This is a genomic window from Bernardetia sp. MNP-M8, from assembly GCF_037126285.1.
Classification (GTDB): Bacteria; Bacteroidota; Bacteroidia; order Cytophagales; family Bernardetiaceae; genus Bernardetia.
Map to the genome: position 1 here is coordinate 2,403,064 of NZ_CP147012.1, position 12,644 is coordinate 2,415,707.

At 30.9% G+C, this 12,644-nt stretch carries 13 protein-coding genes; 9 read left to right on the top strand and 4 right to left on the bottom strand.

Annotated elements, in window-relative coordinates:
- Nucleotides 1-20: 20 nt before the first annotated feature.
- The 4 genes from V9L04_RS09945 to V9L04_RS09960 all read left to right on the top strand — a co-directional run bounded on the left by V9L04_RS09945 (nucleotide 21) and on the right by V9L04_RS09960 (nucleotide 4,441).
- The gene (locus V9L04_RS09945; RefSeq protein WP_338793937.1) at nucleotides 21-2,210 is read left to right on the top strand and encodes a 7TM diverse intracellular signaling domain-containing protein; all 2,190 of its coding nucleotides are present in this window, start codon (nucleotides 21-23) and stop codon (nucleotides 2,208-2,210) included.
- A 26-nt stretch (nucleotides 2,211-2,236) separates the two neighbouring features.
- The gene (locus V9L04_RS09950) at nucleotides 2,237-3,031 is read left to right on the top strand and encodes an SDR family oxidoreductase (protein ID WP_338793938.1); all 795 of its coding nucleotides are present in this window, start codon (nucleotides 2,237-2,239) and stop codon (nucleotides 3,029-3,031) included.
- 332 nt (nucleotides 3,032-3,363) lie between these two features.
- A complete protein-coding gene (locus V9L04_RS09955) occupies nucleotides 3,364-3,759 on the top strand; it encodes an MmcQ/YjbR family DNA-binding protein (protein WP_338793939.1) in 396 nt (131 codons plus the stop codon).
- A 241-nt stretch (nucleotides 3,760-4,000) separates the two neighbouring features.
- Entirely contained in the window at nucleotides 4,001-4,441 is a 441-nt protein-coding gene (locus V9L04_RS09960; protein ID WP_338793940.1) for a hypothetical protein, read from the top strand.
- A gap of 163 nt (nucleotides 4,442-4,604) precedes the next feature.
- Here V9L04_RS09960 and V9L04_RS09965 read toward each other — a convergent pair whose 3' ends face one another.
- Entirely contained in the window at nucleotides 4,605-4,904 is a 300-nt protein-coding gene (locus V9L04_RS09965) for an antibiotic biosynthesis monooxygenase family protein (protein ID WP_338793941.1), read from the bottom strand.
- A 185-nt stretch (nucleotides 4,905-5,089) separates the two neighbouring features.
- Here V9L04_RS09965 and V9L04_RS09970 point away from each other — a divergent pair, with 185 nt between their 5' ends.
- The gene (locus V9L04_RS09970) at nucleotides 5,090-5,941 is read left to right on the top strand and encodes a metal ABC transporter permease (protein ID WP_338793942.1); all 852 of its coding nucleotides are present in this window, start codon (nucleotides 5,090-5,092) and stop codon (nucleotides 5,939-5,941) included.
- Nucleotides 5,942-6,232: 291 nt separating this feature from the next.
- Here the strand turns inward: V9L04_RS09970 and V9L04_RS09975 are convergent, their stop codons facing one another.
- Nucleotides 6,233-7,000 (bottom strand): CDP-alcohol phosphatidyltransferase family protein, encoded by a 768-nt coding sequence (locus V9L04_RS09975; protein ID WP_338793943.1) that lies wholly within the window; start codon nucleotides 6,998-7,000, stop codon nucleotides 6,233-6,235.
- Between the two features lie 106 nt (nucleotides 7,001-7,106).
- On the opposite strand from V9L04_RS09975, the gene V9L04_RS09980 reads away from it, so the two are divergent.
- Nucleotides 7,107-8,567 carry an OmpA family protein gene (locus tag V9L04_RS09980; RefSeq protein ID WP_338793944.1) on the top strand — a complete coding sequence of 487 codons (1,461 nt, stop codon included), beginning with the start codon at nucleotides 7,107-7,109 and terminating at the stop codon, nucleotides 8,565-8,567.
- 106 nt (nucleotides 8,568-8,673) lie between these two features.
- Complete coding sequence (locus V9L04_RS09985) at nucleotides 8,674-9,012, top strand: GRAM domain-containing protein (RefSeq protein ID WP_338793945.1); 339 nt, start codon at nucleotides 8,674-8,676, stop codon at nucleotides 9,010-9,012.
- Between the two features lie 119 nt (nucleotides 9,013-9,131).
- Here the strand turns inward: V9L04_RS09985 and V9L04_RS09990 are convergent, their stop codons facing one another.
- Nucleotides 9,132-9,578, bottom strand: a complete 447-nt coding sequence (locus tag V9L04_RS09990) for a hypothetical protein (RefSeq protein WP_338793946.1) — start codon at nucleotides 9,576-9,578, stop codon at nucleotides 9,132-9,134.
- A gap of 151 nt (nucleotides 9,579-9,729) precedes the next feature.
- Between V9L04_RS09990 and V9L04_RS09995 the strand changes: the two genes are divergently transcribed.
- Both V9L04_RS09995 and V9L04_RS10000 read left to right on the top strand, forming a co-directional pair.
- Nucleotides 9,730-10,170 carry an SMI1/KNR4 family protein gene (locus tag V9L04_RS09995; protein ID WP_338793947.1) on the top strand — a complete coding sequence of 147 codons (441 nt, stop codon included), beginning with the start codon at nucleotides 9,730-9,732 and terminating at the stop codon, nucleotides 10,168-10,170.
- Between the two features lie 121 nt (nucleotides 10,171-10,291).
- Nucleotides 10,292-11,770: a nicotinate phosphoribosyltransferase gene (locus V9L04_RS10000; protein ID WP_338793948.1), complete on the top strand. Its 1,479-nt coding sequence runs from the start codon at nucleotides 10,292-10,294 to the stop codon at nucleotides 11,768-11,770.
- Between the two features lie 263 nt (nucleotides 11,771-12,033).
- On the opposite strand, the gene V9L04_RS10005 is transcribed toward V9L04_RS10000, so the two are convergent.
- Nucleotides 12,034-12,498 carry a hypothetical protein gene (locus tag V9L04_RS10005; protein WP_338793949.1) on the bottom strand — a complete coding sequence of 155 codons (465 nt, stop codon included), beginning with the start codon at nucleotides 12,496-12,498 and terminating at the stop codon, nucleotides 12,034-12,036.
- Nucleotides 12,499-12,644 lie beyond the last annotated feature (146 nt).

Genomic DNA, 12,644 nt, shown 5'->3' on the forward strand with positions numbered 1-12,644 from the left:
CTACTTATAATATCATATAATTGAAAAATATTTATTCTAAATACAATATAAAATTTGTTTTAAATAAAAAAACAAATAATTCTATTTTAGTATTTATACTAATATCTTTTTTTATATGTTTCTTTAACTCTGCTTTTTCTCAGGAAATTTCTACTATAGACTTAGATAATGAAACAAAATTCTACTCAATAGCCAACAGAATCGGAATTTTTAAAGAAAATCCAGATAAAAAAGAAAATATAGAAACTATACAAAATGTATATTTTGAGCAAGAAATAAATAAATTTATTAATCTTAATGGAAAAAATCAAAAAATTTGGCTCAAAATACCTCTAAAAAATAAAACAGATTTAGAAAAATGGTATTTTGAAATAGGAAGTGGAAGAGCCAAAATAAATATTTTTATCCCACAAGCTGACCAAACATATAAAAAAATAGAACTGGGATATAACAAGCCTTTCAAAGAAAGAATCCTCCAAACTGACCGTTTCCTAATTCCCCTTCAACTAGAAAAAGAAGAATCACAAACCCTATTTGTAAGTATAGAGAGTCATTATTTTCAAGCTCCTATCCATGTTGCGCCTTGGGAATATTATTTTGAGAGAGACCACAAAGTAGATTTAGCTGAAGGAATGTATTATGGTTTTATTTTGGTTATGTTTCTTTATAATCTCTTTCTCTACTTTACACTAAAAGAAAAAGGATATTTATATTATATTATTTACCTACTTACTCTAGGCTTAGGTATTGCTCAGTTGAGAGGACACAGTTTTGAGTTTTTATGGGGAAATCATCCTTGGGTAAATGATTATGACCCTATTATTTATTCTGTATCAAGCATTTTTGCGAATTTATTTTTTATAGATTTTCTTCATACAAAACGTAATGCTATAGTATTTCATCGCATACTACAAGGATTAATAGTCTGCTTTATTTTCATAATTTTTGTTGTTCTTTTTGGTTATAAAGCATTGGGTTCTTCTATGAATCAAGCTGCTCTTGGATTTTCGTGTCTAAATGGTCTTCTGGTTGCTATTTTTATCTATTATAAAGGATATAAACCTGCCCAATATATGATTGTAGCTTGGTCATCTTATCTAATAGGATTATTTATTTTTATATTAGCAGGAGCAGGAATAATTGATTATAACGATTTTACTTCTAGTGGTCTTTTGATTGGTTCTGCAATAGAAGTGGTTGTTCTTTCTGTAGCATTGGCTGCCAAAATAGATTTCTACAAAAAAAATCAGGCAGAGTTACAAGCAAAAATGTTAAAAACATCTGAAGAACACAGAGTATTTGTAGAGACACAAAATAAACGATTAGAAGACCGAGTTGTCGAACGCACAGAAGAATTAAATGTAGTCAATGAAGAGCTTTCAGTAAATCTTGAACGATTACATGAGCAAAATATAGTCATTGAGAAAAAAAATCAAGACATTACAGCTAGTATAACTTATGCAAAACGAATACAAGATGCAATGCTTCCTAGTTTAGAAGAAATTACAACTGTTTTTCCCAATTCTTTTGTGTTTTTTGAGCCTAGAGATATTGTTTCAGGAGATTTTTATTATTTCAAACAAGTTAATCAAAAGGTAATTATTGGAGCTATTGATTGTACAGGTCATGGCGTTCCAGGGGCTTTTATGTCTTTGATTGGAAATGATTTACTCAATGAAATAGTAGAATCAAAATCAGTTACAAAGGCATCTCATATTTTAGATAGATTAGATGAAGGAATTACAAAAGTTCTTCGCCAAACAGATACTAGAATACGTGATGGAATGGATGCAGCTTTTTGTGTCTATGATTTGGAAACTCAAGTCATGGAATATGCAGGAGCAAGAAATCCTCTTATTTATATAGAAAATGGTGAACTAAAAACTATAAAGGCAGACAGACAATCTATTGGAGGAAATCTTATCAAAAATCAATTCAATAAAAAATCATTTACTAACCATACATTAGATTTTACACAGAAAATAAGTGTTTATTTATTTACAGATGGCTTTCAAGATCAGTTTGGAGGAGCAAAAGATAAAAAATATACTACAAAAAGATTTAGAGAAACACTCTTAGAAGCCTCAAAACAACCTTTTTTAGAACAACAAGAGTTTTTAAGGCTTACACTCAAAAATTGGATGGGTTATACAAACCGACAAATTGACGACATCTTAGTATTTGGGTTTGAAATAGACAAAACGAATTAAGAAATAATTAAAATATACACAAACACATGCTCTTAGATTTAACAGGAAAAATAGCTTTAGTGGCAGGAAGTACTCAAGGAATTGGACTTGCAACAGCTCAACTCTTTGCACAAAGTGGTGCAACAGTAATTCTTTTGGCAAGAAATGAAGAAAAATTAAAGGAAGTTATTATAGAACTTTCAATACCAAAAAATCAAAAACATGGTTATTTAGTAGCTGATTTTTCTTCTCCCAAAACATTACAAGATGTTTTGAGTGATGCTCATAAAGCAGGAACTTTTGAAGGCGCACATATTTTAGTCAATAATACAGGAGGTCCTCCTCCAAACAAAGCACATGAAGCCTCTTTACAGTCTTTCAGAGATGCTTTTGAACAACATCTTATTTGTAATCAAATATTAGTGCAAGCTCTTTTTCCATTTATGAAAAAAGAAGAGTTTGGAAGAATTATCAATGTTATTTCTACAAGTGTAAAACAACCGATTGATAACTTGGGCGTTTCTAATACAATACGTGCAGCCGTTGCAAATTGGGCAAAAACTCTTTCTTTTGAATTAGCTCAATATGGAATTACAGTAAATAATGTTCTTCCAGGCATGACTTCTACTTCAAGATTAGATGCAATTGTTAAGAATAAATCTAAAACAGCCAATATTTCAGAAGACGAAGCCATTCATCAATTAAAATCAACTATCCCAGCTTATCGTTTTGCTGAAGCTGAAGAGATTGCAAATGCTATTTTATTTTTAGCATCAGATAAAGCAAGTTATGTAAATGGAATTAACTTGCCTGTTGATGGGGGAAGAACAAGAAACTTATAGAAAATATTTAGAACTCAATTATAAGAACTGTTTAAAATTTTAAACAAAAAAGGCTGTTCCCAATTGGGAACAGCTTTTTGCTTCCTCTTTCTGCTTAATTGTCTATCTTAAGTATCTTAAAAATAGTCTATTGTAATGATTAAAAATGTACAGTAAATAAACTATAAAAATTTCATTCTGTTAGTTTTGCAACCAATGATAATAGTTATACTATTAAATTTAGTATAAATACTATTGATTTGCAAATATTGTTTCATTTTTTATCAAAAAAAAGTGATTATTTTTACAAATTCTAAAAAAAATAAAATTAATTCACCAAAAATCAATATGTTATGGATATAGAATCATTTAGAGATTTTTGTCTTTCCTTTCCTGCTGTGACAGAAGGTTTGCCATTTGGAGAAGATACTCTAGTTTTTAAGGTAGAAGGAAAAATGTTTGCACTCATCAGTCTCAATAAACCTGATGGTTTTAATGTAAAGTGTGACCCTGAAAAAGCTATAGAATTACGAGAAAAATATGACTGTATTAAAGCTGGTTATCACATGAATAAGAAACATTGGAATACAATTTATTTTGGAGGAATAAATACAGAATTCGAAACTTTACTTACAGAAAAACAGCTCAAACATTGGATTCGTCATTCTTATGAACTCGTTGTTAGTAAGCTACCCAAAAAGATTAGAGTAGTAGTACAAGTTGAGTTGGAAAAAATAGATCCGAATTAAAGAGGGTAAAATAGGCTATAAAATGAACAATCTGTTACTAAAGTAAGAAAGAGTTGATAATCTTAATAAAATCAGAAATACTGACAACTATTTGTTCACTATGTCCGTATATAGACACAAGATTTCACAACAACTACTAAATATTTCAATTACTTTTAAACAGTCAAAACTCTAATAATCAAATTGTTAGAAAAATATTCTTTCTATTCTATTCAATAACTTATCTATTAATTCCTTAAATATGTTTAGCTCTACACAACCTGTTTTATCCATAACTACTACTGATATTTCTTCACTTGTAGGAGTTGTGTTTGAGTTTTTTGCTAACCCAAATGAAAGCAATCTTTCACTTATCAAAAAGAACATAAAAAACCTATCAGAGATAAATAATTCTGTTGAAAAATTAAAGAATTGGGCTTGGCAACATGCTGACTTAGAGTATGCACAAAAACAATTTTATAAGACACAAGAAGTAGAAAAAGCAGTAGAAACTACCTATAATTCATTAGGTGTCTTGATGAAAAGTAATATTTCAAAACCAATACAGGATTTTCTTCAACATTTTGAAGAGTTACTCAAAAATTTACAATCATATCGCTCTATTTTAGAAAATGATTTGAAAAATGAGGAAATCCAAAAAGAACTCAAAACACTTACTAATCGTAAACTCAATATTGCATAAGGAACAATTACGAATGTAACTTTTTAATTCTAATGAGTTAAAATAGTAGTTTATTAATTTCCTAAAAAGGAATAGCATTTTAAATGCTGTTCCTTTTTTTATGTATTTTTATTCTCTCTTGGTGTTGTTGGTGTGTCACCAACGACTTCCAGTATTTTGTATTTTATTCCACTAAAACCTTCTGAAAAGAAGAAAAAGCAACAGGTTTATCAGAAAACCATTGTTTTGTAGTCTTCCAAACTTTTCCAAATAGCTCTGATCTTCTATAATTATTTAGTTTCTCTTCACTTTCCCAATGGCTGTATGTCAGAAAAACACACGGATTATGAGCATCTTGCCATAATTCTAAATGTTTACACCCCTCAAAATGACGGATTTTTGTTTTGTTTTCTTCAAAATTAGCAATAAAATCTTGAATATGTTTTTCTTCAAAAGTCATTCTGACGACACGTAATAAGTTCATTTTATAATTAGTTTAAGTATTGATTATAAAGTAATAAAGACTTTATTTTGAATTTGTTTTAGATTTGTCTAACTTTTTGGGTTAGAATTATCTTTATATAATTACTGTTCATTATGTAGCTCGCTCTTTAGAGAGAGAAAAGTATAATACAAATTTACTTATTTTAGTTTTAGTAAGATTTTTAAATGAATGATTTTCAGATAATATTAGTTGGCATTTTGGTTGCCATTAGTTGTGCTATTTTAGGATGTTTTTTGGTTTTACGCAAAATGGCAATGGTAGGCGATGCCATTTCTCATGCTGTTTTACCAGGGATTGTAATTGCTTTTTTGGTTGTTCAGCGTTTCGATTCTATTTTTATGCTTATTGGTGCTGCTATTTTGGGCGTTTTTACAACACTTTTGATTGAGTTTTTGCACAAACAAGGAAAACTCCAAACAGATGCTTCCATTGGCGTTTCCTTTACATCACTTTTTGCTTTGGGGGTAATTCTTATTTCAGTTTTTGCCAGTAAAGTTGATTTAGATGCCGAATGTGTGCTTTTTGGTGAAATTGCGTATGTTCCTCTACACGTTTGGCGCATAAATTTAGGCGATGGTGCAATACTGAATTTGGGTGCAAAGGCTGCTTGGTGGATTGGTTCGGTACTTCTAATTATCCTGTTTTTTGTAACTGTTTTCTATAAAGAAATGCTCCTCACGACCTTTGATCCAGCTTTTGCTTCTGCTATCGGAATTAATGTTTCGGTTTGGCATTATTCACTAATGAGTTTGGTTTCTTTGGCTACCGTTGCAGCTTTTGAGTCTGTGGGAGCTGTTTTGGTGCTTTCATTTTTGGTTGTTCCTCCTGCAACAGCTTATTTATTGACTACCAATTTCAAAAAAATGCTTTTTCTATCCTGTTTTATTGGAATAATTGTGGCTATTTTGGGCTATTATACGGCTGCTTTTCTGAATGCTTCCATTGCAGGTTCGATGACAAGTGTGGCAGGTGTTATTTTTGCGCTTGTTTTTGTGTTTGTTCGGATTAAGAAATAATAATAAATGAGGGTTCTTCTTTAGTATTGGACTGATAATAGTATATCTTTATATTTTCTTCTATCAGGTTCTAGAAGAAGTGAAAAGTGTTTTGTTAGCTATCCCTTCTGACCAACTTATATAACATTTGTCAACTTCTTAGTTAAGAAATAAATCAGTTTTTTTTACTACACATTTCTTGAAGGTGGTATTACACAAAGTATGATTTTTTTTTAAGCATTTTAGAATAGAAAAGCAACATCAACAACCAAATAACTTATCATACTTTTTACAACACCACCCTATTTTTAATTATTTTTTCTCAATCAATTTATCTTCATCAGTTACTTTTACAGAAATTATATTATTAATCACAGAAAGCACAACATAAAGTAAAATTATTAAAGGAATTCCCAAATACTGCAAGAAAATCAATAAAAGAACACTTGAAAGAAGGAAAATATAACGAATTTCATTTCCTTTGAAGGCAAAAGATTTAAACTTTAATGCAAAAAGTGGAAGTTCTGCCACCAAAAGCAAACTCATCACAATAGCCAAAACAACTAATAAAATAGGATTTAAAATAATGGCAGAATACGTTGGATTTTGCAGTAAAATAAGAGGAATCGAACCAATCAAAATAGCATTTGCAGGTGTAGGAACACCAATAAACGAATCTGACTGACGAGTATCAACATTAAATTTAGCCAAACGCAAAGCCGAAAAAATGGCAATTAGAAGTGCAACGTAAGGCAAATAAGAATCCATTGCTGTCGGAATTTGTCCTTCTACTAAATCTTGAGATACCTTTTCTAAACTTGCCGAAATCATGAGTTGATACAAAATAAAAGCAGGCAAAACACCAAAAGTTACACAATCAGCCAAAGAATCTAATTCTTTTCCGATGGGCGAACTGACTTTCAATATTCTTGCTACAAAACCATCTAAAAAATCAAAAATAGCAGCAATTCCGATACAATAAGCAGCAATATCAAGTGAGTTTTTGAAGCTAAAAATAATACCGATGCAGCCAAAAAATAAATTGCAGCACGTCAAAAAGTTAGGAATATGTTTTTTCATTCGGATAGTTTTTTGTTTACTTGTACGACAAACTGCCTAGTCTGTTTTTGATAAAACTTTATTTGTTGATAGTAGTTTAATCTAAGTTATTAATTTAAAAAATAAAATGATAAAAAAAATAAATATACGAGTTCTGTTTTTGATTAGTTTCTTTTTTATAGAATCTTATTTGCAATCTAACTGTGTTTACTCACAAGTGTTCCTGCCAGTTGATTTGGTTTCTGACCATTCTGACGACAAACTGCCTGTTCATTCTATTTTTGTAGGCGAAGATAATCATAAATGGATAGGAACAGAAAACGGAGTCTATCAAATTGAAGAAGTAACCGAAGAAGCTCTCGTAAATGCAAATGAATTTTTACCAAAAACTTCTATTTTGCTTATCAAAAAAGCTCCCAATGATAAAGTTTGGTTTGTTACCTACTCTAATGAAATTACAGTATTAGATATAAAAACGAAGCAACAAGAAAAGCAAAATTTTGATTTTCTCAAAGGTAAAATAGTTAGTAGTCTAGCTTTCTCAAATGATTCTAAAATAGTTTGGGTAGCCAGTAGAGGAAATGGTCTGTGGAAAAAAACAGGTACGAATACTACAAAAATTCAAATAGAAAAACGAAATGAGGAAGAAAATATAAATGATATTTTATTTTTTAATGGAATGATTTGGGCTGCTACCGAAACAGGACTTTATTATTCAAAAAATGTTTCTGCAAATGATAAAAAACACAAATTCAAATCTGTATCTGATTTTACAAAAGGAAGTAAGATGATAGTTTATAAAAATCAGTTATGGGTTTTGGGATACGATAAAAAAGATAAAGGAACACTCAAAACCACAACAGACGGCAGAAAATGGACAAGCTATTCACTTTCAGAATCTTTTGAATACCAAGTTCCGAATATAATGGAATTTGATAGCAAAGGTAATTTGTGGGTTGCTGCTGATAGAGTGGCAAAATTTGAGCTTTTAGGAAATAAAAAATGGACAGAATTTGGAGAAAAACAAGGTTTTCAAAGTAAGTCGGCACTTTCTTTAGCAGTTGATAAAAATGATAATGTTTGGGTTGGAACAGAAGGAAGAGGACTTTTTGTAAGAGTAAATTATCCTGAAAAGCTGACAAAAAAAGAGGACGACTTAGAACAAGAAATCGAAACCATTGCTGATTTAGAAGAATTGAAAGAAGATAAAAATCTATCTGAATTATTGAATACAGAAGAAACAGAAGCTATAAAAGGAAAAAAACTAAGACTGAAAGTTCAGTTCAAAACAGCAAAAGCTGATATTTTGCCTGAATATGAAGATGAACTAAATGAGCTTGTTACCTTTATGAACAAAAATACAGAAATACGGATTTTGATAGAAGGACATACTGCACCTATCGGAAATGCTCAGAAGAATCAAGAGTTATCCGAACAAAGAGCTGTTGAAGTAAGAAATTATTTGATTGCAAAAGGAATAAGTCAGAACCGAATTCGAACAGTAGGCTATGGTGGAACTCGCCCAATTTCTACAAACCCAGAACAAATGAAGGAAAATAGAAGAGTAGAAGTTATCTTTGTAGATTAAAATACTTTCACAACCGTCAACGAGGCATAAAGCCGTCGTTGAGGTTTTTTTGTTATAGTCCTCGTTGATAGTTCAGACCTCAACGACGGTTTAAAACCATAAAAAAATGGCTTTCCAACTCCCAAAAAACGAAACTTTACAAGGAAAATGGACTTTTCATTACCTTTCTCCAGCGCAAAATAAGTACAACGGAATCCTTTATCTGACAAAGAAAAATCTTTATTTTGAAGGAAATTTTCAGATAGAAAATCTTAGTGTAAGTGCCATTGAAGGTGGTTTTGTGATTCCTTTAGAAGACATCAATGCAATGGCTACCCAAAAAGTAATGCTACTTTTCAATCAATTACATATTCAAATGAAGGATAAAGAAGTTCATATTTTTGATAGAGGGGTTTTGCCTGTTGGTGGTGTGATAAAGAAGATTGAGGAGTATAGAGGGAAATAGCAAGACAAAGACTTAAATTTTAAGAAAAATAATTATTATGAAGTTCTAGAGTATAGAACCAAATCTCTACTCCTTACTTAAAAGGCTTTTTTATAGGAGTAGAAATAAGACAGATTGAATTAATTATTTGAGTTTTGTTCTACAATTTTTCTTGCTAATATTTTTGCATTTTCTAAAGTATCTATTTTAGGAGTATAAAGTCCACTATCGTGTAAATTTTTATTCATATCTTCCTCATCATACATTAATTCTAATGAAACATTGCCCATTAAATGCTCTGAATCTAAAACTATTTCTGCCTTTAAACCATTTTCTACACAAGTAGGAAAGTAATATTCATGTATCCAGTCTAAAAACTCTACAGTCGCCCCTTCTAAATTTTTATGGTCTGAAATCATTACCAAAATATTTGCGTCTTTGAAATACTTGAGAGACTCTTCACAGGCAAGAATAGACTCTTTTTCATCTCTCATCAAATATCCTTTCCAATAGGCAAAGACGGTTTGAGGAATTTCTTCACTAATATCATAAATTTCTGTGTGTGCGTTTTCAAAAATTTTTTTCATTTCATTTATACTTATAAGAATTAAGAAGGGAATTTATTTTATCAAAAATAAAAAAAATACTGTAATTACACTAATTTTTAAAATTTGAAGTTTTTATAGCTTAAAAATTTTAACTTTAGTGAAATAAAAATTTATAATGAAACAAAACAGTTTGCAATACATAACTTCATTAGTAGAAGTTTTGAAATCAAAAGGTGAAAATTTCAAACCATTGAATCAGAAAAAAATAAATAATTTACAGAAAAAATATGATATTATTTTACCTAAAGCATATATAGAATTTTTGTCAGTTATGGGAAAAGGTGCTAATCGATTTATGCTAGGTTCTTCTGTATTTTATCCAGAACTTTTTGAGTTGCAAGAATGGGGAAAAGAGTTAGCAGAGGAAAATAATATTTCTGAGTTTCCAAAAAATGCTTTTATATTTTGGATGCATCAAGGTTATCAAATGGCGTATTTCTTATTAGATAGTTCTCCCAATCATACTGTTTACTATTTTTCTGAAATAAATACTGAATGGAAGAGAGTAAACTCTTTTACGAAATTTTTAGAACAACAATTAATTTTTTCAGGGTTAAAGTCAAATAAATAGAACTTTTTATAAACTTATAAAAACTTTTGCTAAGTGTTTTTCGTACACTAAGATAGTTTTGTTATATTGCTTCTTCAATTGACAAGAAGTTCCACGTATTTTATAACCTTATCACTTTTTTATGAAAATCACTAGAAATTTATACAGTAGCAATCTTACTTTACTGACCGATTTGTACCAACTTACAATGGCGTATGGCTATTGGAAAGCTGGAATGACTGAACGAGAAGCCGTTTTTAATTTATTTTTCCGTCGCAATCCCTTCAAAGGTGGTTATGCTATTGCGTGTGGATTGAGTTATGTTATCGACTTTTTGGAAAACTTCAATATTTCTGATGAAGATGTAACCTATCTTTCTACATTAAAAGGAAACGACGACAAAGCACTTTTTGACCCAAAATTTTTAGACTACCTTCAAAATCTTGAATTTACATGTGATGTAGATGCAGTAGAAGAAGGCTCAGTTGTTTTTCCACAAGAGCCACTCATTCGCATTAAAGGTTCGCTGATTCAATGCCAAATTTTGGAAACATTGCTTTTGAATATGGTAAATTTTCAGTCGCTTATTGCTACCAAATCTTCTCGTATTTGTTTGGCTGCAAAAGGAGAAGAGGTTTTGGAGTTTGGTCTTCGAAGAGCACAAGGAATTGATGGAGGTTTGGCTGCTAGTCGTGCTGCTTATATTGGTGGTTGTGCTGCTACTTCAAATGTTTTAGCTGGCAAACTTTTCGGTATTCCTGTAAAGGGAACACACGCTCACAGTTGGGTAATGTCTTTCGAATCTGAAATAGAATCTTTCGAAACCTATGCCGAAGCCTTGCCAAATAACTGCATTTTCTTAGTAGATACCTATGATACAGTTGAAGGAGTAAAACACGCCATTACGGTAGGAAACAAGCTCAAAGAAAAAGGCTATAAGTTTGCAGGAATTCGTTTGGATTCTGGTGACCTTGCTTATTTGAGTACAAGGGCTAGAGAATTACTAGATGCAGCAGGTTTTACAGATACTTCTATTGTAGCAAGTAATGATTTGGACGAACATATTATTGATAGTTTGAAGCAGCAAGATGCCAAAATCAATGTTTGGGGAGTCGGTACAAAAATGGTTACGGCTTACGACCAACCAGCATTGGGAGGAGTTTATAAATTATCTGCTCTACGAAATAAAGAAAATACAGCTTGGGATTACAAAGTGAAACTATCCGAACAAGCTATCAAAATTTCTACCCCTGGCATTCAGCAAGTACGTCGTTTTTATTCGAATGGAGAATGTATTGGTGATGCTATTTTTGATGAGGAAAACAAACCCAATTCAGATAATTGGACAATCGTTGATCCAATGGATATGACTCGTCGTAAAAAAATGACAAGCATAGAAGGAGAATACAAAGATCTTTTGAAGCCTATTTTTGTAAATGGAAAACGTGTTTATAAAAAACCTGACCTCCAAACCATTCAAGCTAAAGTAAAAGACGAACTCCAAACGCTTCACAGAAGTATCAAACGTTTTACAAACCCTCACTCTTATCCTGTTGGTTTAGAAAAAGGATTGTACGATTTGAAAACTGACCTTATCTTGAAATTGAGAGAAGTAGAATAAATAGTTGTAAGTGATAAATTATTAATTGTAAAGGAATACAGCATAACATAAGTTTGTTTGTATTTTACTATCGTCGGTGGGGACACCGACAATGGCAGAATTATAAATTGAACAGGGTTTTAACCCTGTTTTACATTTATTCAAATAAATAATAGTAAAAAAACCTGTGTTAATCTGTATAATTCGTAAAATCCGTGTTCTACAAAAATAGTGGGGTACAGTAGAATTTTATCTTTCATTTATCACTAATAACTTACCATTTATCACTTAAAAAAGTAATTTTTCAATTCTTTTGCTGACTCTATATCAAACTGGGTGGTAATATAAGAAAGGATTATCGCCCATAGAGCAGCACTCCAAAGCATGTGAAAGAAAATACGTTTTTTATCTTCTCCAAATGAAACTGCAATCAGTGTTCCGAGGATAGGAGAAAAAAGTATAGGTGTCAAAAACGCAACTCCAATAATTCCATATTTACGCCATATTTTTACAATTCTACGGTTGCGTTTAGAAAATATTTTTCTTTTTCTTCTAAAGGCTATAAAAAACCAATTTCGTATGGCAATTCCAAAGAACGTAAAAAGAACTACACTTGTCATCATTCCCAAAACAGTAATTAAAACAGTTTCTAAATAGGAAAAATTACGTACAGCACCACCCACACAGCCAAAAATAAATTTGAACATGCTCATTGCAAAAACCACCAAGTAATCTATAAATCGTTGCATTGGAGTAGGTAGATAAAAGAAGTATAAAGCTCTTTAGCTCTAAGTTCCATAAAAAAAATGATTTTTAAATGGGTTTTTAGATAAAGGATGGATATTTTACGCTCTACAAATCAATTTTGTAATAATTGATTAAATTGCACTACTTA

What these genes read in the sequence shown, in the direction of transcription:
- V9L04_RS09950 (WP_338793938.1), top strand. Translation starts at nt 2,237, where the DNA reads ATGCTCTTAGATTTAACAGGAAAAATAGCTTTAGTGGCAGGAAGTACT.
- V9L04_RS09955 (WP_338793939.1), top strand. Translation starts at nt 3,364, where the DNA reads ATGGATATAGAATCATTTAGAGATTTTTGTCTTTCCTTTCCTGCTGTG.
- V9L04_RS09960 (WP_338793940.1), top strand. Translation starts at nt 4,001, where the DNA reads ATGTTTAGCTCTACACAACCTGTTTTATCCATAACTACTACTGATATT.
- V9L04_RS09965 (WP_338793941.1), bottom strand. Translation starts at nt 4,904, where the DNA reads ATGAACTTATTACGTGTCGTCAGAATGACTTTTGAAGAAAAACATATT.
- V9L04_RS09970 (WP_338793942.1), top strand. Translation starts at nt 5,090, where the DNA reads ATGAATGATTTTCAGATAATATTAGTTGGCATTTTGGTTGCCATTAGT.
- V9L04_RS09975 (WP_338793943.1), bottom strand. Translation starts at nt 7,000, where the DNA reads ATGAAAAAACATATTCCTAACTTTTTGACGTGCTGCAATTTATTTTTT.
- V9L04_RS09980 (WP_338793944.1), top strand. Translation starts at nt 7,107, where the DNA reads ATGATAAAAAAAATAAATATACGAGTTCTGTTTTTGATTAGTTTCTTT.
- V9L04_RS09985 (WP_338793945.1), top strand. Translation starts at nt 8,674, where the DNA reads ATGGCTTTCCAACTCCCAAAAAACGAAACTTTACAAGGAAAATGGACT.
- V9L04_RS09990 (WP_338793946.1), bottom strand. Translation starts at nt 9,578, where the DNA reads ATGAAAAAAATTTTTGAAAACGCACACACAGAAATTTATGATATTAGT.
- V9L04_RS10000 (WP_338793948.1), top strand. Translation starts at nt 10,292, where the DNA reads ATGAAAATCACTAGAAATTTATACAGTAGCAATCTTACTTTACTGACC.
- V9L04_RS10005 (WP_338793949.1), bottom strand. Translation starts at nt 12,498, where the DNA reads ATGCAACGATTTATAGATTACTTGGTGGTTTTTGCAATGAGCATGTTC.